The sequence below is a fragment of the Sulfuricella sp. genome (assembly GCF_035531155.1).
Classification (GTDB): domain Bacteria; phylum Pseudomonadota; class Gammaproteobacteria; order Burkholderiales; family Sulfuricellaceae; genus Sulfuricella.
In genome coordinates this window covers 1-25461 of record NZ_DATKTK010000049.1, presented here as the reverse complement: position 1 = coordinate 25461, position 25461 = coordinate 1, and the positions used below count along the sequence as shown (strand labels likewise).

General features: G+C 58.7%; 23 protein-coding genes. 4 read left to right on the top strand and 19 right to left on the bottom strand.

What is annotated here, in order from left to right; all coding sequences use genetic code 11:
• Positions 1 to 72: 72 nt before the first annotated feature.
• The gene (locus VMV64_RS10515) at positions 73 to 1692 is read right to left on the bottom strand and encodes a cytochrome D1 domain-containing protein (protein WP_325330042.1); all 1620 of its coding nucleotides are present in this window, start codon (positions 1690 to 1692) and stop codon (positions 73 to 75) included.
• A 329-nt stretch (positions 1693 to 2021) separates the two neighbouring features.
• On the opposite strand from VMV64_RS10515, the gene VMV64_RS10510 reads away from it, so the two are divergent.
• The 3 genes from VMV64_RS10510 to napH are packed head-to-tail and all read left to right on the top strand — an operon-like array spanning position 2022 to position 3904.
• A complete protein-coding gene (locus VMV64_RS10510) occupies positions 2022 to 2270 on the top strand; it encodes a chaperone NapD (RefSeq protein WP_325330040.1) in 249 nt (82 codons plus the stop codon).
• A 12-nt stretch (positions 2271 to 2282) separates the two neighbouring features.
• Complete coding sequence (gene napG, locus VMV64_RS10505; RefSeq protein WP_325330038.1) at positions 2283 to 3056, top strand: ferredoxin-type protein NapG; 774 nt, start codon at positions 2283 to 2285, stop codon at positions 3054 to 3056.
• The gene (napH, locus tag VMV64_RS10500; RefSeq protein ID WP_325330036.1) at positions 3053 to 3904 is read left to right on the top strand and encodes a quinol dehydrogenase ferredoxin subunit NapH; all 852 of its coding nucleotides are present in this window, start codon (positions 3053 to 3055) and stop codon (positions 3902 to 3904) included. The genes napG and napH overlap by 4 nt, the downstream gene beginning before the upstream one ends.
• On the opposite strand, the gene menD is transcribed toward napH, so the two are convergent.
• From menD to menB, 18 genes are all read right to left on the bottom strand, one after another.
• On the bottom strand, positions 3905 to 5602 hold the full coding sequence (menD, locus tag VMV64_RS10495) for a 2-succinyl-5-enolpyruvyl-6-hydroxy-3-cyclohexene-1-carboxylic-acid synthase (RefSeq protein ID WP_325330034.1): 1698 nt from the start codon (positions 5600 to 5602) through the stop codon (positions 3905 to 3907).
• A complete protein-coding gene (locus VMV64_RS10490; protein WP_325330032.1) occupies positions 5599 to 6951 on the bottom strand; it encodes an isochorismate synthase in 1353 nt (450 codons plus the stop codon). Before VMV64_RS10490 ends, menD begins: the two co-directional genes overlap by 4 nt.
• 178 nt (positions 6952 to 7129) lie before the next feature.
• Positions 7130 to 8455: a class I adenylate-forming enzyme family protein gene (locus VMV64_RS10485; protein WP_325330030.1), complete on the bottom strand. Its 1326-nt coding sequence runs from the start codon at positions 8453 to 8455 to the stop codon at positions 7130 to 7132.
• A gap of 6 nt (positions 8456 to 8461) precedes the next feature.
• Entirely contained in the window at positions 8462 to 9187 is a 726-nt protein-coding gene (locus VMV64_RS10480) for a class I SAM-dependent methyltransferase (RefSeq protein WP_325330028.1), read from the bottom strand.
• Positions 9188 to 9293: 106 nt separating this feature from the next.
• Entirely contained in the window at positions 9294 to 10121 is an 828-nt protein-coding gene (locus tag VMV64_RS10475; RefSeq protein WP_325330026.1) for an ABC transporter permease, read from the bottom strand.
• A gap of 25 nt (positions 10122 to 10146) precedes the next feature.
• Entirely contained in the window at positions 10147 to 10569 is a 423-nt protein-coding gene (locus VMV64_RS10470) for a nitrous oxide reductase accessory protein NosL (protein ID WP_325330024.1), read from the bottom strand.
• Between the two features lie 8 nt (positions 10570 to 10577).
• On the bottom strand, positions 10578 to 11447 hold the full coding sequence (locus tag VMV64_RS10465; RefSeq protein WP_325330022.1) for an ABC transporter ATP-binding protein: 870 nt from the start codon (positions 11445 to 11447) through the stop codon (positions 10578 to 10580).
• Positions 11448 to 11470: 23 nt separating this feature from the next.
• Positions 11471 to 12439: a NapH/MauN family ferredoxin-type protein gene (locus tag VMV64_RS10460; protein ID WP_325330014.1), complete on the bottom strand. Its 969-nt coding sequence runs from the start codon at positions 12437 to 12439 to the stop codon at positions 11471 to 11473.
• Complete coding sequence (locus VMV64_RS10455; RefSeq protein ID WP_325330011.1) at positions 12439 to 13284, bottom strand: 4Fe-4S dicluster domain-containing protein; 846 nt, start codon at positions 13282 to 13284, stop codon at positions 12439 to 12441. The genes VMV64_RS10460 and VMV64_RS10455 overlap by 1 nt, the downstream gene beginning before the upstream one ends.
• 150 nt (positions 13285 to 13434) lie before the next feature.
• Positions 13435 to 14745 carry a nitrous oxide reductase family maturation protein NosD gene (nosD, locus tag VMV64_RS10450; RefSeq protein WP_325330009.1) on the bottom strand — a complete coding sequence of 437 codons (1311 nt, stop codon included), beginning with the start codon at positions 14743 to 14745 and terminating at the stop codon, positions 13435 to 13437.
• A 128-nt stretch (positions 14746 to 14873) separates the two neighbouring features.
• The gene (locus VMV64_RS10445; RefSeq protein ID WP_325330007.1) at positions 14874 to 15845 is read right to left on the bottom strand and encodes a hypothetical protein; all 972 of its coding nucleotides are present in this window, start codon (positions 15843 to 15845) and stop codon (positions 14874 to 14876) included.
• A gap of 191 nt (positions 15846 to 16036) precedes the next feature.
• A complete protein-coding gene (locus tag VMV64_RS10440) occupies positions 16037 to 16798 on the bottom strand; it encodes a c-type cytochrome (RefSeq protein WP_325330005.1) in 762 nt (253 codons plus the stop codon).
• 142 nt (positions 16799 to 16940) lie between these two features.
• A complete protein-coding gene (locus VMV64_RS10435) occupies positions 16941 to 17258 on the bottom strand; it encodes a cytochrome c (RefSeq protein ID WP_325330003.1) in 318 nt (105 codons plus the stop codon).
• Positions 17259 to 17450: 192 nt separating this feature from the next.
• Positions 17451 to 19748 (bottom strand): Sec-dependent nitrous-oxide reductase, encoded by a 2298-nt coding sequence (gene nosZ, locus VMV64_RS10430; RefSeq protein ID WP_325330001.1) that lies wholly within the window; start codon positions 19746 to 19748, stop codon positions 17451 to 17453.
• 256 nt (positions 19749 to 20004) lie between these two features.
• The gene (gene menC / locus VMV64_RS10425; protein WP_325329999.1) at positions 20005 to 21090 is read right to left on the bottom strand and encodes an o-succinylbenzoate synthase; all 1086 of its coding nucleotides are present in this window, start codon (positions 21088 to 21090) and stop codon (positions 20005 to 20007) included.
• A 206-nt stretch (positions 21091 to 21296) separates the two neighbouring features.
• Positions 21297 to 21824, bottom strand: coding sequence for a TlpA disulfide reductase family protein (locus VMV64_RS10420; protein WP_325329997.1), 528 nt, complete (start codon positions 21822 to 21824; stop codon positions 21297 to 21299).
• Complete coding sequence (locus tag VMV64_RS10415) at positions 21821 to 22714, bottom strand: 1,4-dihydroxy-2-naphthoate polyprenyltransferase (RefSeq protein WP_325329995.1); 894 nt, start codon at positions 22712 to 22714, stop codon at positions 21821 to 21823. Before VMV64_RS10415 ends, VMV64_RS10420 begins: the two co-directional genes overlap by 4 nt.
• Before the next feature lie 102 nt (positions 22715 to 22816).
• A complete protein-coding gene (gene menB, locus VMV64_RS10410; protein ID WP_325329993.1) occupies positions 22817 to 23632 on the bottom strand; it encodes a 1,4-dihydroxy-2-naphthoyl-CoA synthase in 816 nt (271 codons plus the stop codon).
• Between the two features lie 206 nt (positions 23633 to 23838).
• On the opposite strand from menB, the gene VMV64_RS10405 reads away from it, so the two are divergent.
• On the top strand, positions 23839 to 25461 hold a 1623-nt coding region (locus tag VMV64_RS10405; protein ID WP_325329991.1), incomplete at its 3' end, for a methyl-accepting chemotaxis protein.

The window sequence follows — 25461 nt, the reverse complement described above, 5'->3', positions numbered from 1 at the left end:
AATATATTATTTAGCAATAACTCTAGTCAGAGTGAAAAACCCGGGGTGCCAGCCCCGGGTTCAACCTGACAATTAATAGATGTCGTGCTGGGTGTTCAAGATGTTGAATTTGCCGGTCGGCGTAATCAGCTTCGGATCCTTGATCACGGCCTTCATCTTGAGCGTCTTGTCGTCTATCACCACGATCGCGGACGGTTCGGTCTTGCCCGCCCAGATCGAGTACCAGACTTCAGTGCCGTCTGCATTGTACTCGGCCTGCACCACGCGCTTGACCGCCTTGGATTCGGGCAAATCAGCCATCTTGGCAACGTTGATGACAACCGGCGGCTTATCCAGGTTCCTGATGTCATACACCGTCACCGACTCGGCCAGATCTTTCTCCGGGTTCAGCGGGGCATCTGCCCAAAGGTGATTGGACTTCGGATGTGTCTTCACGAATAGCGAGCCGCCGCCGTGGTTCTTCAGCTCCTGAACCACTTTCCAGGCATACTGCTTGTGCTTGACGGGGTCTGTTCCGATCAGGGTGATCACGTCGGCACCCAAGTGGGAAGTCGCCCATACCGGACCGAACTTGGGATGCACGAAGTTTGCGCCACGGCCAGGGTGAGGACGCGCTTTGGTATCCACCAGCGCAGCCAGCTTGCCGGTCTTGGTATCCACCACCGCCACCTTGTTGGAGGTGTTTGCCGCCACCAGGAAATAGCGCTTGGTCGAGTCCCAGCCGCCGTCATGCAGGAACTTGGCGGATTCGATCGTGGTTTCCTTCAGGTTCTTGATGTCCGAGTAATCCACCAGCCTGATCATGCCGGTTTCCTTGATGTTGACCACCCATTCAGGTTTTCCCTCGGTCGCCACGATAGAGGCCACGCGCGGCTCCGGATGGTACTCGCCGTCTACCGTCATGCCGCGGGTGGACACAATCTTCAGCGGCTTCAGCGTATCGCCCTCGGTAATCACGTACTGCGGCGGCCAGTAGGCACCGGCGATCGCATACTTGTCCTCGTAGCCCTTGAACTTGGAGGTTTCCACCGAGCGGGCTTCGATGCCGACCTTCAGGGTTGCCACCACGGTGGGTTTCTCGAACCACATGTCGATCAGGTCGAGTTTGCCGTCGCGGCCGATCACATAGACATAGCGACCGGACTTGGACACGCGGGAAATGTGCACGGCATAACCGGTTTTGACGATGCCCCAGATTTGCTTGGTGTCGCCGTCGATCAGCGCCACTTCGCCGGTATCACGCAACGTCACCGAGAACACGTTCTTCAGGTTGACCTTGCTCATCGGCTTCTTGGGGCGATCTTCCGGCTTGATGACCAGCTTCCAGCTGTTCATCATGTCCTTCATGCCCCACTCCGGCGGCGTATCAGGCGTTAGCTGGATGTAGGTGGCCATGTTCGAGATTTCCTCTTTGGTGAGGATATCGTCGAAGTTCACCATGCCGCCTTCCGTACCGTAGGAGATGATCTTCTCCAGGCGGTTATGGCCCAGCTTAATGGAATTCGCAGGCTCCAGGTTTTTACCCGTGGCCCCCTTGCGCAAAATACCGTGGCAACCGGCACAACGCTCGAAATAAAGCTTCGCGCTCGCAGCCTTGGCTTCCGGCGACAAGCTTGGCTCATCGGCAGCGTATGCTACATTGAACACTCCGGCCATGGCCAACGCCAGCGCGGAAACGGTAAACATTTTCATCACAAAACCCCCTATTATTACGAGTGAAGATTGCATTGCGCTTTCCAATAACAGGAAGCGCATTTAACACCACGACTCGTGTCGATTACACGATGTGCAAATAATCCCCCACTCGAATAATGGTGGCCTTGACTTAGATCAACATTTCCTCAAATTCTAAAGGGAATCCTACGACCCCCGATTTTTCAAGGCCTCGCCTGAGACCGGACTGATAAGGCAGACAAGAATTTAAGCGTTTTTGATTTGCGTCAAGGCGATAAAAAAACCTTGGGCGCAAGCTGGCCACAAACAGCTTAAAGTTAATATTGTCATCATCGCAAAGGCCAACAATGAACATTTCAGGCATCGTGGTTCATGCCAGTCCGGACAAAATCGATAGGGTTCGCACCCAGCTGGGGAAAATCCCCGGCGTGGAAGTCCATGCCGCCAGCGCCGAAGGCAAGATGGTCGTCACCATCGAAAAACCCGGCGACCGGGAAATCACGGATATATTCGATGAAATCGGCAAAACCCCGGGGGTACTCTCCACCGCTATGGTCTACCATCATTTCGAGCCGGACACCGAAGAAGCGGCATAGCGTTTCAAGCAAATGAACGACACCCACGGCAAAACACCCGGCGCCAGGCAGGCTTCGCGGCGCCAGTTCCTGATCGACATGGCGAAGACCGCCTGTACCGTCGGCCTGATGGGAACCGGGTTGGCACTCTATACCAAGCAATCCAGGGCACTGCCGCCGCTTGCCATTCGTCCGCCCGGCGCACTATTGGAAGCCGATTTCCAGGGCGCCTGCATCCGTTGCGGGCTGTGCGTGCGCGACTGCCCCTACCATATCCTGGAACTGGCGAAGCCCGAGCACAACGTCGCCACCGGCACGCCTTATTTCGTGGCGCGCGAGTTGCCCTGCGAAATGTGCGAGGACATTCCCTGCGTCAAGGCCTGCCCCACCGGCGCGCTCGACCATCAGCTCACCGATATCACCAAATCGAAAATGGGGCTGGCGGTGCTGGTCGACCACGAAACCTGCCTCAACTTCCTCGGCATGCGCTGCGACGTCTGCTATCGCGTCTGCCCGCTGATCGACAAGGCGATTACCCTGGAAGCGGTGCATAACCAGCGCACCAGCAAACACGCCATGTTCCTGCCGACGGTGCATTCCGACGCCTGCACCGGCTGCGGCAAATGCGAAAAGGCGTGCGTGCTGGAAGAGGCCGCGATCAAGGTCTATCCGATCAAGCTCGCCAAAGGCGAACTCGGCGGCCACTACCGCTTGGGCTGGGAAGAAAAGAAGAAGGCCGGCAAGTCCCTGATCGACGACCAGAACATCATCACCATGCCGACCCGCCGCCCGGAGGATAACCCATGAGCGCGCGCGCCATCGGCGCCGAAGCGGTTGCCGAGAAGGGCTGGTTCGCCAGCCACAAGTGGCTGATCCTGCGGCGCAGCTCGCAGCTCGCCATTCTCGCCCTGTTCCTGGCCGGACCGCTCGCCGGCCTGTGGATCGTCAAGGGCAACCTCGCCTACAGCCTGACGCTCAACACCCTGCCTCTGGCCGATCCCTACGTCCTGCTGCAATCGCTGCTGGCCGGCCATATGCCGGAAAAATTGGCGCTGATCGGCGTTGCCATCGTGCTGGCGTTCTACTTCCTGGTCGGGGGGCGCGTCTATTGTTCCTGGGTCTGCCCGGTCAATCTGGTCACCGATGCGGCGGCCTGGCTGCGCGGTCGCCTCGGCATCAAGGGCGGCGCGCACATCTCGCGCAAGCTGCGCTACTGGGTGCTGGCAATGACAATGGTGCTGGCGGCCGTCACCGGCACTATTGCCTGGGAGCTGATCAACCCGGTATCGATGCTCCACCGCGGCCTGATTTTCGGCATCGGCATGACCTGGACGATCGTGCTGGCGGTGTTCCTGCTCGATCTGTTCGTCAGCGCCAACGCCTGGTGCGGCCACGTCTGCCCGGTCGGCGCGTTCTACAGCCTGCTCGGCAAATGGAGCCCGCTGCGGGTCAGCGCCGCCAAGCGCGAAGCGTGCAACGACTGCATGGACTGCTTCGCAGTCTGCCCCGAACCGCAGGTGATCAGGCCGGCGCTGAAGGGGGCGAAACAGAATGTCGGCCCGGCCATCCTCTCGCCCAACTGCACCAACTGCGGGCGCTGCATCGACGTGTGCTCGAAGGACGTGTTCCGCTTCGGCTTGCGTTCCGCCAAATAATCAGCCGCTCGCCACCGCCGCCCAATAGGCCTTGTGGCGGGCGACGCTGACTTCCCGGTCAACCGTCACCTCGATCAGATCCGGCCCGTCGTGCTCCAGCGCCGCCGCGAGCGCGGCGTCGAAATCTTCGCCGCATTCCACCTTCTGGTATTCAAGACCGTACATCCGGGCGGCATGGGAAAAATCCAGCTCGGTCGGCGTCAGCCAGGCACGCTCGAAATCCTCCAGACCGGCCTGTGGCAGATAACTGAATATCCCCCCGCCACCGTTGTTCAACACGACAAAGGTGATGTTCATCCCGCGCGCAGCCAGCAGACCATTCATGTCGTGATAGAAAGCCAGATCCCCCAGCAGCGCCACCACCGGCTTGCCCAGCGCAGCGCACAAGCCCAGCGCGGTGGACACATTGCCATCGATGCCGCTGGCGCCGCGGTTGCCGACGATGCGCAGCAGCGCCTCGCCGCCCGCAGCAAAGCTGTCGAGATCGCGAATCGCCATGGAATTGCCGCTGAACAGACACCCCCCCGCAAGTTGATGCAGCAGAGATTCCACCACCTCGGCCTCGATCGGTTTCGCAAAGGCTGGCGCCAACTCGGCGACGCAGCGCTCCTCTGCAGCAAAATCCGCCAGCCACGCAACGGGTGCCGGAAGCGGCCGCGCCGCGACCAGGGCTGCGCATACCGCATCGGCATCGGCGCGCAGCAGTCGGGTGGTTAGATGCAGCGGATCGGGCCAGCGCCCGTGAGCTTCCACCAGAAAATGCCTTGCCCCAGTGCAGGCCGCCAGGGTGTTCTGCAACTGCCTGGACACCGGCATGGCGCCGAAGCGCAGCACCCATTCCGGACTATGCGTTTCGGTAAATTTGGGGCGCCGCAGGAAGGCATCGTAACGGCTGAAAATGCGGGAGCGGTCATGTGCACCGAAGCGCAGATTGGACAGCGGATCGGCCAGCACCGGACAGGCCAGTTGCTCGGCGAGTTGCGCCAGCACAGTGGGGAAGCCATCCCGATGCTCGCCCTCGCCGCACACGATCAGCCCCGGTCTGCCGGACAGCTCCGTAGCCCAGCAGGCGATTTCATCCGATGGCGGCAACATGGCCGGATAGCTCACCGTTTTCGGCATGGCTGCCACTGCATATTCCGGCAAGGCGCCCGAAGGCACCAGCGGCTCGCGCAGCGGCACATTGATGTGCACCGGTCCGGGCAGCGGCCAACGGCTTTGGTCCACCGCGCGAGTAGCCAGCCAGCCCAGATTTTGCAGCGTTGCCTCCGTCGTTTCCGCCGGCGGCAATTCGTGGCTGGCGCGCACCTGATCACCGAACAGTTTGACCTGATCGATGGCCTGGTTGGCGCCACAGCCGCGCAGCTCAGGCGGGCGGTCGGCGGTCAGCAGTATCAAGGAAATCAAGCCGTGATTGGCTTCGATCACCGCGGGAAACCAGTTGGCCGGCGCCGAGCCGGAGGTGCAGATGAGTACGACCGGGCGGCGGTGAGCTTTGGACAGGCCGAGCGCAAAAAAACCCGCGCTGCGCTCATCCACCTGGATCCAGGTGCGCAGGTGCGGATGACGCAGGCAAGCCAGCGCCAGCGGTGTCGAGCGCGAACCCGGAGAAATCACGGCATGCCCCACTCCTGCCGCAGCCAGGCCATTCACCAGCGCCATCGCCCAGCGTAGGTTGGCAGCGGCGACCTCGCTCACGCCTGTCCTCCCAGCACACGCAGCATGGCGTTGAGCTTGGCCTCGGTTTCTTCCAGCTCGGTGCGGGGATCGGAACCGGCGACGATGCCCGCACCGGCACACAGTTCGGCCTCCTTGCCGTCCAGCCAGGCACAGCGCAGCGCCACCGCGAACTCGCCGTCACCATCGTATCCTATCCAGCCGGTAGCGCCGCTGTACCAGCCTCTCCGTGCTTCGCCGTGGCGCGCCAGCCAGTCCAGCGCGCCCCGGGCGGGAGCACCGCCTATCGCCGGCGTCGGATGAAGCCGCTCGACCAGATTCAACAAGCTCACGCCCGAGTCGGCAACTCCCCGGATCACGCTGCGCAGGTGACGCAGTTCCTGCAGCTCGAACACCTTCGGTCGGGCAGGAATTTGCAGGAATCCGCATACCGGTTCAAGGGCGCGGACAATCGCGTTCACTACCAGGCGGTGCTCGTGCAGGCTTTTGTCGTCGTCCAGCCGCCCGGACTGCCAGTCGGTGCCCGCCAGGGCATCGCTCACCACTTGCCCGGCGGCAAGCGATACCAGCGACTCCGGCGTGGCCCCGAGCAGCACGCCGCCGCTTGGGAAGAAATGGGTGAAATGAATGCAGCCGGGGTAGCGCGTCGCCAGCGCCGCCATCAGCGCGGCGGGAACAAACGGCTGCGTTGAACGGACGCGGATGCTGCGCGCAAGCACCACCTTGTCGAGTTCTCCGGCACGGATATCCGTCACTGCGCGCGCCACCCGTGCTAGCCAGACAGCGTCGTCGGGCTGGCTGGAAAGCCTCTGCAGAGAAACGCTAACCGGAGGGGGAGCCTCTCGATCCAGAGCCGCCACCACCTCGCCAGCCAGCGCCATCCAGCCGGCCAGCACCGCATCCGGTGCGCCGCCCCGGTCGCAGGTGAAAGTCATGGCGCAGATTTCTTCATGCCGCTGCACCAGCAGAGTCGGAATCGTCAGGCGTGAATTGGGCACATCTCCCGCCCCTTCCTGGCCGAAGGCAAAGCCGGCCAGAACGGCCGGCTGGAATCCGAGCCCATCCGCATCCACCGCCTGCCACAGGCGGCGGTATTCAGCGAAGGCGGCATCCAGGGCGCGGAATCGCCCTTCGCCTTGTGCCTCGACGCTGGCCGCCACGCCCAGGCCGAGCAGGAAACGGCCGTCCGCAGGCCGGGCCCAGTAGCTGCAATCGTGCAAGCCATCAGGCAATCGGTCAAAGGCCAGTCCCGGCGTCTCCAGCGTCAGGCTCAGCAATCCGCTGCCCCCGCCATACTGGCGCAGCAAGCTGCCAAGGCGCGTTTCCAGGGCTTGCAGCAAGGAAGGAGTGCGGTGTGCCGGTTGTGCCATGATGTTTTATTCTAAAAAAGCGGTTGAACCGCAAAGGCGCGGAGGCGCAAAGAAAAACAATGTGTTATCGGAATCTGTCCAATCATTCGATAGACGAAAATCCGATGGATTTTTTGCTCCTGCTATCTTTGCGCCTTCGCGTCTTTGCGGTTAATGAACTGCAGTTTCCAGGTTAATTCTACTCCAACTTTTGCCTGACCAAATCGCGCAGCGCCTGCCGGTCCAGCTTGCCAAGCGTATTGCGGGGCAGCGCTGGGAGGCGGACAAAGCGCCGCGGGCGCATTGCACCGGTCAACTCGTTGCGGCACCATTTTTCCAGTGCTTCGTCGTCCGCTTCGGCAACCACGGCCGCCACCAGAAGGTCGCCCCAGACATCATCCGCCACCGAGGTCAGTGCGGCATCCGCGACACCCGGGCAGCGCTTCAGCACCTCCTCCACTTGCTGGGGATGAACGTTGGTTCCGCCGCTCACCAGCATGTCGTCATGGCGGCCCAGCACGGTCAGGTTGCCCTGCAAGTCGATACGACCCAGATCGCTGCTGGTGAACCAGCCCTGATCGAGCCCCAGCCCCATTTGCCGCTGCGGGCTGGCATACCCCGCCATGACCGCAGCCCCGCGGATGCGGATGCGGCCAATGCCGGAGGTAGGCCGCCCGTCTTCGCCCACCACTTCCACTTCGAACCCCGGCAAGGGCGAACCGACTTGGCCGGGAACCCAGCCTTGCGGAATATCGCAGAGGGTCGCCACCTGCGAGCCGGTCTCGGACATGCCATAACTGGCGCATACCGGCCAGCCTGCAGCGCGGGCACGTTCCGCCAACGCCGAGGACAGCGGCCCGCCGCCGATCAGCGCGTATTTGAGCGCAGGCGGCGGCGAGTCGCGGCCTATATCCAGCAGCCGGGCCAGCATCGCCGGCACCAGCGAAATATGGGTGATAAGGTGTTTTTCGAGGTCATTCCAGACCCGCTGCGGGTCAAAACCCTCATGCAGCACCACCGCCGCACCGACCTCGGCGCAACGGTAGAGGATCGCCATGCCGCCGATGTGGTAGAGCGGCAGACAGGCCAGCCAGGTGTCCCCCGCTTGCAGCGGCAGGCGACTGCGCGAGGCCAGCACCCCGGCCTGCAAATTCGCACCACCCAGCATCACGGCTTTCGGCTCGCCTTGGGTACCGCTGGTCGCGATCAACAATTCGATGCCATCCGCTACCGGCCCGCCAGCTGTTTGCAGCAACACATCGCGGCGCTGCGGAGAAAGTGCGGGATTAAGCGGAAAAAATGGACGGCCAAGCCGGGAAGCGGCATGGGCGGAAAGAGCCACCTCGGCCATCGATGCGACTTGCAATGCCAGCACGGCTCCCTGCGTGCACTCAAGCTGTTGTGCCAGGGTGTGCGCGCGATCGAGTAGCTGACGGTAGCTCAGGGTTTCGTCAGGCAGGACCAGCGCTACCGCGTCGGGGCCGGTGGCCGCCACTCGATTGACCCAGGAAGCGAGCAGGTTCAAGGTGGTTTATTCGGCTTTCGTCGCGCTATGCAGGCAGGCAATGCCGAAGCTCAGGTTGCGGTAGCTCACCTCGGCGAATCCGGACTGTTCCATGGCGCTCTTGAACGCCTCCTGGTCGGGGAAACGGCGGATGGACTCGACCAGATAGGTATAGGCTTCCGGTTCGCGCGCTATCCATGCACCGAGACGGGGAATCACGGCAAACGAAAACAGGTCGTAGAAGGGTCTGATCGGGGCCCACGGGCGGGAAAATTCCAGGCACAGAAAACGGCCGCCCGGCTTGAGTACGCGCAACGCCTCTGTTAGCGCGTGTTCCAGACTGGTGACGTTACGGATGCCGAAAGCGATGGTAATGGTGTCCACCGAAGATGAGACCAGTGGAATGCCCTCGCCGCTGCCGGCGAGCCATGCAACGTGGGGGATGCCGCGCTCACGGCCTACGCCCATCATCGCCAGGCTCGGGTCGCACACCATCACCTGCCGGTTGCCAGCGGCCATCAGTCTGGCCACATCCCCGGTGCCGCCTGCCAGGTCGACAATGACCTGCCCCGGCAAAGGATGGGCGGCGTGCGCCAGGGAACGCTTCCACAGGCGGTGGACGCCAAAGCTCATGACGTCGTTCATCAGGTCGTAGCGCCGGGCGACACTGGCGAACACCCGGCGGATGCGGCGCCGCCGCTCGTCCTGGTCTACGTCCTGGTAACCGAAGGTATGGGAAAGATCAGCAGGCATGAAGGGAAAATCCTAACCACGAAGGGGCGAAGACGCAAAGGATATGCAAAGGTTCAGCTTTTCTTTGCGCCTTCGCGTCTTTGCGGTTTGTTTTCTAGCAAGGCTCTTAGGGCAAATCGCCGCGGCGGAACAACAAGAAGCCGCCGGTAGCCGCCACCGTGCCCAGCACCACCGGGTAGACCAAGGCATAAATCTTGAACAGCGGGCCGCCGAAATAATCAAAAATAACGTAGGCCGCCGGGCCGATCACCACCAGCTGCGGGTCAAACAGCATCAGCGCGGCGGTGCGGAACACCTGTAGCGGATTGGCCAAGGCCACGGCGACAACCACTTCGGGCGCGATATGCCCCTGAATCAGGATGCCCAGGAGGATCAAATCCAGGAACAACAGCATGGTCAGCCAAACCAGAAAAGCCGCACCCTGGGCAACGTCGATCGAGCGTGCCAGCGTGGAAATCAGCATGCCGATGCCGAGAAAGCACCAGGAAATGGCGGCAAGCAGGCCGGTGTAATACAGGAACATCTCCCACGGCACCTCGACTTCCTTGATCATAGCCCAACCCGCCGCCGCCGCCATCGCTGCAAACACCGGCAGGAACACCACCAGGTAGCGCCCGACGATCTTGCCCCAGAACCAGGCGGAAAGCGAAACCGGCAGGGACAGCAGGTATTCGAACACGCCCGCCTCGCGGTCACCGGCCACCGAACGCACGGTAGTGATCAGCACGAAAATCGGCAGGATCGCCATGGACAGCTGGATGTAGGTCACCAGAAGGCGGGAAAGCCCGATGAAGCCGAGCACGCGCGACTCGGTCAAACCGAAGGCGAACAGCAGCGCGACAATGCCGCCGAAGACCAGGGAGTAAATCATGAACCAGCGCGCGCGCAGGGATTCCACGATGTCGAGTTTAGCGGTGAGCCAGAGATGCTTCATATTCGGTCTTTGAATTTATCGTTATTTATTTATCTTTGGCCAGCAGCTGCTTCCTGGCCTCGTCGAAACCAATGCTGCCGGCTAGCGCTTCGTCGGTGGCGCCATAACCGTAGCCCATGGGCGTGCGCTTGCCGGTCACGTAATAGGCGGCACGGGCATCCAGCCACTTACCGCTGCGATAATCCGCCACCCAGATTTCCATTGCCGTATCGTTGCCCCAGGGCTGATCCTTGAGCCAGTGCACTGCACAGCCGATATCATCGAACTTGAACACCTGCTTTTTCGGTCCGCCACGCACCTGGACGGCGTACTGCCGGTCACTGATCGCCATGCTGCAGCGAACGCAGGTATCGCGGTCCCACTTGAGTTCGACCGGGCCGGTTGCCTGCTCGCGCGAGCAGGCAACCAAAAACAAGGCCATCGCACCCAGCAGTAATATTCTTGCCATCAGGCGCATCATTGCCCTACGCTCCGCTCGATTTCATCCAGGGAAATCTGGGTCAGTAGCCCGACATAGCGCGACAGCACGCCGAGGAAGCGCAGGCGATCCGGGCCGGCAATCATGCCTTCCCACTCGGTGCCGTTACCGGCGTCTCGGAAACCCCAGCCCGTCAACGCCTTGGCGATGGCCTCCTCGGGACGGCGCAACGTCAGGTGGCAGGCCAGCTTGCCGGAAAGCGAGGCGTCTTCTGCCACCCTGTCGTCCAGAACGACCTTGCCGCGATCCATCTCCAGCACGCGATTGACCAGGGGCGCCACCTCATCCAGACGGTGGCTGGAAATCAGCATGGTGGTGTTTTGCAGCCGCTCCGCCAGCAACTCGAAAAAAATGTGGCGCGCATCGGGGTCGAGGTTGGCAGCCGGTTCGTCCATCACCAGGATATTGGTATCGCGCCCCATGGCGATGGAGATCAGAAGTTTTTGCTTCATGCCGCCGGACAGTTTGACGAAAGGCAGGTGCGTGATTTTGCTGAAATCCAGGCCCAGACGCGCGGCGACGTTTTCCATGCGCTTCCGCTCGCTGTTGCACAGCGACGCGGCAAAGCCGACCAGCTGGCCAACAGGCATTTTCAGAGGAGGGGGCAACTGCGGCACGAAGCCGATCTTTTGCAGCACCTTGGTGCGCTCGCGCCGTGGCACCAGCCCATTTACCGTGACCTCGCCATCGTAGACGTATTCACCAAGCAGGCAGCGGATCAGGGTAGTTTTTCCGGCGCCGTTGGAGCCAACCAGGGCAATCCGCTCACCGAGCTGGATATTCAGATCGATATTATCGAGAACCTGGTTGCGCTTGAAAGTCTTTGAAACGTGATTGAAATTGATCATTTTTTAGTATTCTGCTTCAATTCCTACATTATTTTTCTCAGACCCTTGATCTCGAATGCCAAGGCACCGCTTGGGCAGACATCGATGCACATGCCGCAGCGGGTGCAGTCGGCACCGATGTCCAGCTGGGCGTTCGTCGCACGGCCCTTGATGACGCAATCCAGCACATGAGGCACCTCGCAGACCTTGCGACATTCGCCTTCATGATGGCAATTGGCCAGCTTGTAGGTCACGTGCAAGGGCGAAAACACACCGACCATGCCGTAAGTCAGGCCAATCGGGCAGATGTAGCGGCACCATGCACGCCGCGAGTAGAATACCTCAAACAGCAGCAGCAACACCACCCATCCCAGCGCGAGCCCTGGGCCATAAATCAGCGCACGGCTCAAAATGCCGACTGGCGAGATGGTTTCGAACACGGTATAGCCGGTGACGATCGCCATCAGGGCGAATAGCACCCAGAACACGGTGCGCACGCCACGATGGAAGGCATGGTCGGTAATCTTCTTTTTTTCCACCAGGTACACGTGCAGCCGCTCGGCATTTTCCGCCAGGAAATGGTAGGGACAGACCCAGGAGCAGAAGGTGCGTCCGCCCACCAGCAGCCACAGGACGAAGACCGTGCCGGTACCGATGAACAGGTTGACGATGATGTGCTTGTGCGCCAGCATCACTTGCAATGCGGAGTTCAGGTCGATCAGGTGAAAGCCCAGCATGCGCGAGGCGGTGAGCGCTCCTTCCAGGATCTGGATATCGAGCCAGAAGGACACCGTGAACAGCAGGTTGACCGCGAGCAGCGTGATCCAGCGCCGCTTGAGCCAGTATGCTTTTTTCTGATGCGCACGGGCCTCCAGCTTGAGCGCGTCGAAATCCTGCTTCTCGCTTTTCTTGTAAAAATGGATGGTCTTGGCTTCTTCCGTGTAGTCGACGGGCCCCGGCTTGCGCGGCTCGCCGCCCAGCATTACCCGCACCGATTCAAGATATTTGTTCATCAGGCGCTCCAGCCTTTGCGCGCTACCACCACGATTGCTGCGGGCTCGGGCGGACACACCATTTCGCACACGCCGCAGCCGACACAGGGTTCATGCACCACCGGCGTTTTGATAGTGACACCATTTTCCACCACGCTTTCCAGCGAGATCGCCCCCTTGATCGGACAGGTGCGTACGCACAGGTCACACAGTTCCAGATCATAAGGGTGATCGCGTAGCGGAATGGGTTTCCAGCGGTCCACTTCCATGAAACGCATCTCGCCCTCGAACGCCTGCCCCCGAGCCGCCCCTTTGATACCCTTGCCCTGGCGCGCGAGGCATTTTTCCGGGCGCACCAGGACAGCCAGTCCGGAGCGCTCCTTGAGATTCAGGGTCGGCTCGGGATCTTTTTCCTTGGCGAGCAGGATAGGCGGATTCGCCAACTTCATCTCGCTGCGCGTCGGCATGAAGGCGGGTTTCTTGTAAACCAGCGCGCCGGTAGGGCAGGCCAAAATGCACTGCACGGCATCGCAGGAGAAGTCACAGGCCTGGCTACGCGAATCGATATAAGGCACGCCGACACCGAAGCCATGGTCGATGTCGTCGAGCTTGATCGCATCCACCGGGCAAACCTGGACGCACTGCCCGCACTTGATGCAGGAAGAAAGAAAATCCGACTCTTCCAGCGCGCCCGGCGGGCGCATGCGCACGCGCCATGCACTGGCCACGGGAATGTAGCCCAGTGTGGAAATGCCCAGCACCGCCGCGCCCAGAATCATCGAGCGCAGGAATCGACGGCGTTCTTCAAGCTTGCGCTTGTTGACCACCCCGGTGTTCGGGGCTGCCGGTTTTTTTTCGGCTGTCACTTTCGTGCCTTTCTAGCAGTCCGTTCCACCAAAACGGTGACAAATGAAACGGATGGATTTTTTCGCCAGGCTAGGCGCAGACCCGCCGCCGTATGGGGTATACGGCAAGGGGATGCAACGACGCATGGCGGGAAAAGACGCTGTTTCATGTCAGTGTTTTGGTGGAACGGACTGCTTAGGTTTGTGAAACATCGGTGCATCGTCCTGGAGGATCAATTCAGGGTTGGAAAAGGGTGCCAGCCGCTCAAGAAAATCGATCGCTTCCATCAGCGGCGCATTTTTGAAAAACCGTGCGTGAGGAATTTCCATCCACAACCGGTCCGCGTAGGCATACAGCTTGTAAGGAGTGTCGCCGATGCGGTCATTATTACGGTCGAACCCCTGATAGTCGTCCCAGTAATTGCCGTGCCACACGTTGCGCTTGGACGAACCGGACCCTCCCACCGCTACGTCGGTCAGGTTGCCCTCAAAAACATTCCTTTTGAAGATATTGCCTTCCCGATCACTGTTGAACATCACGCCGATGCCATTGTAGGCAATGCGGTTACCCTCGATGCGAATCGTCGAGTCCGGCTGGAAAGGGGAAAGGTCCGAGCTAATTCCTATACCGCAGTAGATGATCTCGTTGTTCTCAACCACCGCTCCGCTAGCCTCCTTGAATCCCACTCCCATGCCTGTGGATCCGTTGGAGTGGGAGATCACGTTGTTGCGCACGATCATGTCATCGGTGTACATCAGGTAAACCCCCACCGAATTGTCGTAGTAGTAGTTGTTATCTACCACATTCCGGCCGGCGAACATGAAATGCAGGGAATAGCGGCTTCTGACGGTTCTGTTTTTCCAGAACACATTGCCGTTGGAATACCAGGCCACGGTGTCCCGCGAATCGGAAATATCGTTGGATTCAATCCGGTTGTTCATGCTGTACCAGAGCCGGATGGCATCGCCGCGCACCCCCAGTTCGACAGGCTTGGACTTGATCTTGTTGTTGCGGACAACGTTGTTGTTCGCTTGCTTGAGGTCGATGCCGAACAGGCAATCGTCGATGACCAGGGACTCGATATAGTTGTTGTTGCCACGCACATTCAGACAGGCGTCGTCGGAATCGTGCGACGAACCCGATCCGATGAGGTGCAGGCCGCGCAACGTGGAGCTGTTGGCTTGCAGTACGAACACCGTGCCCTTGTTGCCACCGTCGATGGTGACCTTGCCGCCGCCGTCAATCACGATGGGCTTATCCACCAGAACCGGCCCGGCATAGAGACCGGGCTTGGGCTTAAGCACACCGCCTGCGGGGGTGGCATCCACCAGTTTCTGGAAAGAGGGCAGGTGGTGGATACGCGGATCGCGCTCGAGAAGCGGCACCAGCTGCACGGGCTTATCCACATCCACGCGGGGAGCGGTGCTCAAGTCGGCACTGCCCCCAAGCTCGGCGGCAACACTCACTGAAAGAGGTGCCACCAGCAATATCCACGCACAAGCTGTTCGCAAACAGTTAATCACAAGCTCAACTTTAATTTGGGTTAACCCTCAAAGGGCCGCAAGAATTCCACTATCAATTAGACTAGGGAATTGCGCATTCTATCCCTTCAAGCCTGTCCTTCCCGCATCATTTTTCGGCGAATCAGGAGTGCCGGGAGCAGCGCGGCAGACGCGGCCAGCAAAATGGCATAGCCGTAATAAGGATAGGAGTAGGTGCTGAACTGCGCGACCTTGCCCTCGCCAAACACGGTCGGCATGAAAGGTTTGACCGTAAAAGCCCCCCAGGGATGCATGTTATGACCGAAAAACCACAACCAGCCCGCGTAATCCAGCACGAAGAAAAGCGGAAGCAGGGCAGGAACCAGGGCCAACAGCAGAGAAAACTGGCGAATTTTCCAGACCCCCAACATGATGATCAGCATCGCCACCACCAGTCCCGCCATGGTCGCTTTGGTCGCCATCTGCAAATTGGCCACCCAACGAGCCAATACCTCGGGCTGATTGAAGAAAGTGCTCGCCTCATGATAGTAATGATCGGCAAAAGCATTCAAATGACCCAGAACGAGTTGGTCAACCACCATCCACGCGGTTACGGCAGCGAAGCCCGCGCCCAGTATCATCAGTTGCTGCTTGCGCTGGGTCGCCATGAACCCCAGCAGCATCACGGCAAAGAAGCCGAAGAAAAACTTCGACATCGGAACCTCCACCGGGGCACCGGTATCGATCGGATACATCCCCACATAGTGGTTGATGGTGTTCATTTCATGCACGCAATTCAAGCCGACTTCAGCAGACTCCGGTGTGGGACCTCCAGCTGCACGGTCGGCCAAGTCATCGCCCAGATCGGCCTGGAGGGTTTCTTTCCCGAGGCGACTAGTTGACGAAATCGGCTTGCAACCGTTATACACACCGTTGAAGTGGAAATGGATGCGGATGCCATCCGGGAAAGCTTCCTTCGGGTAGTTCGGCGCAGTCAGCGACACCCACCAGATCGGCGTAAAATAAGACACTATCAATAAAATCAAAGCGGCCAGTGTTAGCCCTCTGACGAGTAAATTCTGGTTTTTTCCGATATTCATCGCTTTAACTCACCATATTGAATTCAGACGCATGCCCAATCAGGCGTAAAGCCACCCCCACAGACATCGTCTTACATGTCCTGGCAAGAATATTTTTAATATACTGAGAAACTTATATTCTTATGCTATAGAAAGCAGGTCTCCCTGCTTTCTATAGGCTTTTCCTAAACAGCCAACCGCCGGACGGTTGCTTAATGCTTACGCTTCTCTTCCTTATGCTCTTTCTTGCCTGCGGGTTTCTCCGCGCACAAGGTCCCAGGCATGGTCAGGGTGGACATATAGGTCACCACAGCATCCAGATCCCGGTCGCTATACTTCTTCACGATCTTCACCATGTCCGGATTGGCATTGCGGCGCTTGCCATCACGAATTTCGGTGACTTGACGCAGCATGTATTTGTAGTGCTGTCCGGCCAGAACCGGGTAGAACTTCGCCTTGTCACCCTCGCCGTTGACGCCGTGGCAGGTGGTACACTCCTTTTTGTACAACTCTTCGCCCTGTTTCAGGGTAGCGGGATCTTTCGAACCCATGCCGTGTTCGCGGGGAATGCATAGGGTTTGAATGTAAGTAGCCACGTCAGCCAGTTCCTGGGCATCGCTCAGGGTCACGGCAAACGGATACATGGTCGGGTTGTCGCGCAGGCCGCCGCGAATGTCGGCGATCTGCTTGATGATCACGGTGGAATGCTGGCCGGCCAACTGCGGGAAGGTACCGTCAGGACGGCCTGAACCGCTGGGCAGATGACAGGCGCCGCACACTTCATAGGCTTCCTTGCCGCGCTTGACGTCGCCCTTGAGCTTCAGTGCCTCGATTTTTTCACCTGCCTGCTCATTCCAAACGTAGCCCTTGGCGCCGATACCCTCTTTATGCAACTCTGGGGCGGGTGTCGCTGCAAAAACCACTGCTGGGGCCAACGCCAGGGACAGCACCGCTGCCAGTAAAGACTTATTCATCGTATTCCTTTCTATTCCTAAAACATGAAGCGCCTGAGAGCAATTATTCAATGCATATTAATTAATATAATTGATACTCTTGCTCGTGCGCATTGATTTATATCAATCCAGTCACAATTCCTGTTCCTGCAAAAAAACTTGATCAGGGCTTCAGCTTGGAAACGTACTCTGCAATATCCTTGATCTCTGCTTCACTCACGATAACCATGACGCCCTTCATGGCCGCGCTGTTACCGTTGGTACGGACGCCATTCTTGATGTCAAGCATCTGTTTTTCGATGTACTTGACGTTCTGGCCGGCGATCTTCGGGTAATCGGGCATCAACGGCTTCTTGCCATCCTTGCCATGACAGGCGGTGCAGGTTTTCTCTACGAACAGCTTTGCGCCATCACCCGCAAAGGCGGAACCGCAGATCAATGCGGCAGACATTGTGACGACAACAACTGGTAAAAGTTTCATATCTAGACTCCATGATCAAAATAACAACACCATTTTACAGCGCCAAAAATTCTACCTTTTATATTGATGTAGATCAATAAAATATTAAGGATGCAAATATCTTTTTATATTTAATTTGTAATTTACAGTTAAAAAAGGCGGGGAGCATTTCCATGCTCCCCGCCTCGGTTGCTACAGCTTAGTTAAGTCAGCTTACTTACCCACCTTATGTGAGCCATGCTGCTCCAGGTAGGTCTTGGCACGCAGACCGATGTCGGCGGCTTTCACCTGATACTGCCAGACCTGCTCAGCCCACAGGGTGGCTTGCTGCCAATCCTGTTTCTTGGCCGCCTCTTCGTGCTTGGCTTTAGATTCCTTCATGCGGTTGAGCTGGTCGGTTGCGTCTTCAACCAGTGCAACAACATCAGGGAAGTCTTTGTAATTCTGGCTGGTGATAAAGCCCACCACGCTGTCAATTACGGCCTGGGTATCAGCGATTTTCTTCAACTGCTTGTCGTAGTCAGCCTTGGTGTACTCAGCCTTGGCTGCTGCCACCTTGATTTCCTTGTAGCCCTTCGGCTTGACCAACAAGTAGCCTTCCATCTCCAAGTGCAGTGCAGAGCAGAACTCGGTGCAGTAGTACGGATACACACCTTCCTTGTCCGCCTTGAACTTAACCGTCACGGTTTTTCCCGGTTCAGCCGAAGCGTGAACGTTGTAAGTGCTCACCGTGAAACCGTGGGTCTCGTCCTGAGCACGCTCGAGGTTGGTCAGGTGGATGGTAACTTCATCGCCTACTGTCGCTTCGATGGTTTCCGGCGTGATGTGCGAACGGATCAGAGTACCGAACACTTCAACCTTGCCAGGTTTCTTGTCGGTATGTTCTTCACCGGCATGCACCGCGCCAGCACTTGGCTTATCGGTACGGCTGTTGGTACCCACCTTGTAACGCACACCAGGCTTCAGCATCTTGGCATCGATCGCCACGACATAGTGCGGTTCACCCAGAGGAACCGGCATGTCGTACAACAGTTGCATCTTGTCGTTGGAGATGTCGATCAGCTGGTGGTTTTGCGGATGCAGCGGGCCCACCGGGTTGAAGCGGTCGATCGCCAGCTTGTTCAGCGCCACCAGGTAATGGCCCTTCGGATCCATTGTATCACCCTCCATGGTCATCAGGTGACCGATGTTGTAGTGAATGGAGATCTTGTCCAGCACCTTGCCTTCGCAGTAGTCCCACTTGGCAACTTGGGAATCCACATACAGCGATGTGTAGGCCACGCACTTCTTCGAGTCGTACTGGGTGTGCAGCGGACCCAAGCCCAACTGAACCTGCTTGTGCAGCGCGTCCTGCATGGCGATCACGGGAATGCCGTAGGGGTCTTTACCCTCGAACTTCTTGGCCTTGATCGCAGCCTGGATTTTCTCGAAGCTGTACACCGAAACGTGCGTATCCAGCTTGCCGGCCACGGTGATCAGTTTGCCGTCAGGCGTAACGTCCACGCCGTGCGGGCTCTTCGGCTCCGGGATCAGGAACAGGACGCCTTCCTTGATGGACACGTCCATCATGAGCACATCCATGCCGTTGATCTTCTTGGCCTTGCCCTGGGCAACCAGTTCGGCAGCCCGTTTCCAGTTGATCACGTGCATGTAGTCGGTGTCTTTAGCCGAGCAGCCAGCCTCGTAGGGAGGACGCCCTTTCTCGATACCGCCGACATAACGCTCGGTGCAGAAGGAGTTGGTGAAAGACCAGCCATCGCTCGGGCCTTTACCCGCATCGGACAAGTCCTGGCTGTAAGGGGGCAGCTCGAGCGAGAAGGATTTCTTCACGTCGATCTTGCCTTCCTTGCGGTCGAACTTCCAGTAGGTCACACCACCGCGATACTCTTCATTGAAGCGCTCAAGCGGAACGAACTTCTTGTTTGCAAATGGAGTGGGGTACTGGGCAGCCTCGATGATGTAATCGGTGTTCGGGGTCACGAATGCGCCGCCGTGTTCCGATTTGAAGATCGGGTTGACCACGATCTGCTTGGTTTCGAAGTCTCGCAGGTCGAGCACTGCCAGACGGGGGTTGGCTTTGTCGTTGATGAAGAGGAACTGGCCGTCATACTTGCCGTTGGTTTCGGAAAGCGCCGGATGGTGAGTATCACCCCAGGTGATGTCCTTACCATCGATGCGACCGCCTTTCAGCACTTCCTTGGATTCTTCATCGAAACCATAACCCTGCCAAGGTTCCGGCGTAAACACGGCGATGTATTTCAGGATGCGCATGGACGGAATGCCGTACACGATCATCTGGCCAGACTGGCCGCCAGAGCTGAATGCGATGAATTCATCGCGTCCGCCGGTCGGAACGTAGGTTTTGGCCGCGGCCAGCAAATTCTGTTGTGACAAGCCGCGACGCTTCATTACGTCCTGCAGCGATTCCGCCGACCAGGCACTGGACACTGCTGCAAAACCCATCCCCGCCGCTAATGCCAGCGTGGCTGTCTGCTTAGTGAAGAGCTTCATAAACGTCTCCTGTTATTAAAAAACCACATAAAAAAACCTGCACCTGACTTATGCCAACCAAAATCTGAAGTGTGCGATTTGACACACATAGTCTTATATATAGCACATCTTTAATCTTTGACTTAGATCAAGCCAAACATGATTTATTTACATCTATTTCAATGTTTTCAGCGCCGGAAGCGCCACTTCGCCAACATTCAGGACAAGAATATCCGCGATGTGCGTAATATAACACTGCCATCTATCTTGATCCATATCAAATAATAAATATTTTCTCCGAATATTCATTTTCTTCTCTGGGAATGTATCCCAGCCCCGGACAATCTCCAAGGTGCAACTCCCCGCATGCCACTCGCAGCAAATTTCCCACATCGCCACCCAGCCATGACGAAGTCGCCAATCCATGCGCCAGATCGTTCGCCACGGCCGCGGTCAAATGCAGGGCCGCAGTCACCCCGACAGCACTGTCAACCGTGGTCGTCACCACGCATTCCACCTCCGCCTCACGCGCCCGGCGCGCCAGCGCCAGTGCGGGCACCAGTCCACCCAGCACCATCGGCTTCAATACCACACGCCGCACCGGCGGCTGATTAAACACCGTGTCCGCGCCCATGATCTGCAAGGATTCATCCGCCGCCAACGGGAAAGGAACTTTAGCCTGCAAACGAAACCACGCCGCCATATCCGGGTTGGCAAAGGGGTCCTCAACCGATTCCACCGGCAGACCGGCCAATGCACCGAGAAAATCTTCTGCCTCCCTCTCGTTCCACGCACAGTTCGCGTCCAGCCGCAAGGAAACGCCCGCCGGCAGGCAACGCGCCAGATCGCGCAGCAAAGGGATTTCCTCATGCCCTGCCGCCAGCCCCACCTTCAGCTTGAGAACGGAATAACCTTCGGTCACTGCGGTCAATGCGCGCTCAACCATCTGCCGATCCAGGCCGCCGAGCACAGCATTCACCTTGACGACGGGGGATGAACGCGGGTTAAGCCAGCGCGCCAGAGGGAGCCCGGCTTGTTGCGCCAGCAAGTCGAGCAGCGCTGTTTCCAGACCGCAACAGGCCGCAGGCGTCCCGGCTGCGCTAGCGGCTATCCTGCCGAGCGCCTCCTCCGGCGACAGCCCGGTTAGCGTCGCAGCCCAATCCGACAGGCATGCGGCGGCACTGTCCATATCCTCCGTCCCCGCTTGCGGCAGCGGAGCGCAATCGCCGTAACCGATCAGTCCCGCGTCGGTCACCAGCCTGACCAACCAGCCTTCGCGCACGACGATACCACCGCGCGCACTGACCCACGGCTGGCGCAACGGCAAGCGATAGGGCGCGAAAGTGCAGTGGGTAAGGCGCACCTTAAGTTATCCTGAAAATAGCAATTGAATTACCACAGAGACACAAAGGCATAGAGTTGAGAAACAAGAGACAAGACCCAAACGCATTCTTTAACTCTGTGGCTAGGGGGGTGATCCATTGTTTTGAGAATTGGGCGATAAAACTGCCCATCCCGGCGAACCTCATTTCTCTGTGCCTCTGTGGTGCGTGCTTTTTTGCGTGCTTTTTATAGGAGAGGATCGAGGATCTGCTGCAGGCGCGCTGGCGTCATGATTCCGCGCTTGGTGGCAACGATGTTGCCTTGGCGGTCAAGCACGATGGTAAAGGGCAGGCCTGCGATCTTGTTGCCCAGGGCGCGCAACAGGGCAATGCCCTGGTCCTTGCCGGCCATCGCTACGGCATAGGTGATGCCATAGGCCTTGCCAAAATCACGTACCGAATCGGCATTGTCCTCAACCGCTGCGCCGATGAACACGATACCGCGCGGGCCATACTTTTCCTGGGCCTCGATCAAGTGCGGTATCTCCGTGCGGCAAGGCCCGCACCAGGTCGCCCAGAAGTTCAACACCACCAGCTTCCCCTTCAGTTCCGCCAGCGACACCGGCTTGCCGTCGAAATCGGTCAACGTGGCGGCAAACACCGGGTCGGCGGAGGGCATGACTTCCATTTCGGCAGCAACGGACGCACCGGCCATCAGACCCGCGCCAGCCAACAAACCAAAAACCAGTGCAAACAAATAAACAAGTCTGGTCATAGCACTAACCCGATACTTAATAGAGTCCCGAAACTCAACTGCAGTTGCGCAGTCTGCGTCAGGATAAGGTTAAAAACCGGCCCCGGCTGTTCATGCCGGAAACGCCGCCACAGTGATACCGCCGGGGGCAGCGACAACAGCGGCAGCCCGAGCCCCCACCCGGAATGACTCAAATGGGCCAACAGCGGCAGCAGCAAATAGGGCGTAAACAGCAGCAGCGCATATTCTGCCTGACTACCGCCGCGCCCGATGCGCACTGCCAGGGTATTCTTGCCTATCTTCCGGTCACTGTCGAAATCCCGGTAATTGTTCACCGTAATTACGGCTGCGGCTAACAAACCGACCATGGATGCAGCGACGAAAACGCTCCAGCCCAGACTAAGGATTTGCAGATAATAGCTGCCCATCACCGCCCCCAAGCCGAAGAACAGCCAGACGAACAGCTCCCCCAAGGCGCTGTAGGCGATCGGCCGCGGCCCACCGGTATAGGCCCAGCCGGCGGCAACGGAACAAAGCCCGAGCAGCAAGATCGGCCAGCCACCATGCCAGACCAGGTAAATCCCGAGCAGTACAGCCAAGCCGAAACAGGCGAAAGCGGCGCGCCGCACGACTACAGGGGCGAGCCATCCAGAGGCGGTGGCGCGAGCCGGGCCGATGCGCTCAGCGCCATCCGCACCGCGCTCGAAGTCGCTGACATCGTTATGCAAGTTAGTGCCAATCTGGATCAGCATCGCCGCCGCCAGCGCCACCAGTAGCGGCAGCCATAGCACAGCGCCGGTCTCGGCATAAGCCAGGCTGCTGCCGACCATCACCGGCACGATGGAAACTGTCAGCGTCTTGGGGCGGGCAGCCAGCAACCAGACAAGAATGCGAGAGTGAAATGAATTCATCCGTTCAAAATCCATTCACCGCAAGGAACGCAAAGGTACGCGAGATAATGCATGAATTTGATTTTTCCTTGCGCCCTTAGCGTCCTTTGCGGTTCAAACGATTCAGGGCCGGCGCGGGAACTTGCCGAAATCGGGCTGCCGCTTTTCCAGCCAGGCATTGCGCCCTTCCTGGCCTTCCGGCGTCATGTAATACAGCGCCGTGGCGTTGCCGGCCAGTTCCTGTATACCCGCCAAGCCGTCGGTATCGGCATTGAATGCCGCCTTCAGCACCCTTAGCGCAGTGGGCGAGAGCTGCAGCATCTCCCGGCACCATTTGACGGCTTCGCTTTCCAGTTCTGCCAGCGGCACTACCGCGTTGATCAGCCCCATCGCCAGCGCCTCCTGGGCATCGTACTGGCGGCACAGGAACCAGATTTCCTTGGCCTTCTTGATGCCGACCGTGCGCGCCAGCAGGCCGGCGCCGAAACCGGCATCGAAACTGCCGACGCGCGGCCCGGTCTGGCCAAAGCGGGCGTTGTCGGCGGCAATGGTCAGATCGCAGATCAGGTGCAGCACATGACCGCCGCCGATGGCATAACCCGCCACCATCGCCACCACCGGCTTGGGCAGGCTGCGGATCTGGCGCTGCAAATCCAGTACGTTGAGGTAGGGCACACCTTGCTCGTCGTGGTAGCCACCGTCATCGCCGCGCACCTTCTGGTCGCCGCCGGAACAAAAGGCCTGGTCGCCGGCGCCGGTCAATATTATGGCGCCGATTTCCGGGTCCATGTGCGCCTGATGAAAGGCATCCATCAGCTCCCGCACAGTTTGGGGCCGGAAAGCATTGCGCACCTCGGGCCGATTGATGGCGATCCGGGCGATACCCTCGGCCTGGTGGTAGAGAATGTCGTCGAACGTACCCGCAGATTTCCAGTCCATGTTTCGATTCAGCTTGTTTGGCGAAAGACGGCCACAAGTATATGCGGGCGCATTTAAATTCACAAACCGTCGTCGGTTCAAGACACCACTCATTATTAATGGCTCGATTGCGCGGCCAATGAACCAAGCATACAATTGTTACAGAATTTAGACTTAAATAAACGGCCGTCACAAAAAAACCGCAATCCCCGCCCTGGAGCAGAAGAATGCCAAGCAAACTGAACGTGGGCTCACGCCTGATTTTTCTGGTCATCCTGATGACGATTTTCATGGTCGCCATCGGCATCATCGGCTTGCGCGCGACTTCGACTGCCGTCAGCAGCCTGGAAACGGTTTATACGGATCGTACCGTTCCCCTGGCTAGTCTCGCCAAGGTGGCGCAACTATTCAATGCCAACGTCGATCAAGTCCTGCGCGCTTTACAGCACAACCCCAGCTACGAGGTCGCCAAACTGCATGACCACCCGGTTTCCGAGCATGTCAAACGCATCGAAGCCAGCAAGACCGAATTAGACAAAATCTGGGCGGAGTACATGGCGACTTACCTTACTCCTGAAGAAAAACAGCTGGCGGAAAACTTCATGCAAAAACGCAAGGTGTTCCTCGAGGAAACCTTGCTGCCAACAGTGCAGTCGCTTAAAAACAACGATTTCTCCATCGACACCACCAGCCGTTTCCTGAAAGGCTCACGCACCAACTTAAAAGACATGAGCGAGGTACTGCAGGCGCTGACCGACCTGCAAACACGGGTTGCCAAGGAAGAATTCGACCGGGCCGAAGCCCAAAACTCCACCGCGCGCGCCATCTCGATCGGCGCTATCGTCGGTGGCGTGGCGCTCGGACTGCTCCTGGCCTGGTGGATCATCCGCTCGATCACCGGACCGCTCAACCAGATGCGCACCACCATCACCGAGGTCGAGAAAAGCGGCGACTTCACCCAGCGCATCCCGGTCCACACCGAAGATGAAGTCGGGCAAACCGCCAAGGCCTTCAACGAACTCATGACCGCTTTGCAGCAGACTCTCGGCCAAGTGCTCGGCAGCGTGGCCAAGGTCTCGGATGCGGCGCAAAGCCTTTCTGCCGCATCAGGTCAGGTCGCCACCAGTTCTTCGTCCCAGAGCGAAGCGACCTCCGCCATGGCGGCCGCGGTCGAGGAAATGACCGTCAGCATCAATCACGTTTCCGAGAGTGCACGCGAAGCCGTGGAGATTTCCCGTAAATCGGGCAAACTCTCCACCGAGGGCGGGGAAATCATCCACAAGGCCTCCTCGGAAATGTCGCAAATCGCCGAAACCGTGCGCCACACCGCCCAAGCCATCGAAGAGCTGGACCAACATTCGAACCAGATTTCCTCTATCGTCCAGGTCATCAAGGATGTCGCCGACCAGACCAATCTGCTCGCTCTCAACGCGGCGATCGAGGCCGCTCGCGCCGGTGAGCAAGGCCGGGGCTTTGCCGTGGTGGCCGATGAAGTGCGCAAATTGGCAGAGCGCACCACCAAGGCCACGGAAGAAATCACCCAGATGATCGCCGCCATGCAGCACAGCGCCCAAGCCGCGGTCTCCACCATGGAAACGGCGGTCGATCAGGTCAGCGGCGGCGTGGCGCTGGCAAACCAGGCCGGCTCGGCCATCATCCAGATCAAGGACGGGGCAGAGCAGGTAGTCGGCGTCGTCAACGACATCTCTTCGGCCCTGACCGAGCAGAGCAGCGCCAGCAATGACATTGCCAGCCAGGTGGAAAAAGTGGCGCAAATGACCGAAGAGAACAGTGCCGCCGCAGCCGAAACCGCCAGTGCGGCAAATAACCTGCAAGAATTGGCGAATACC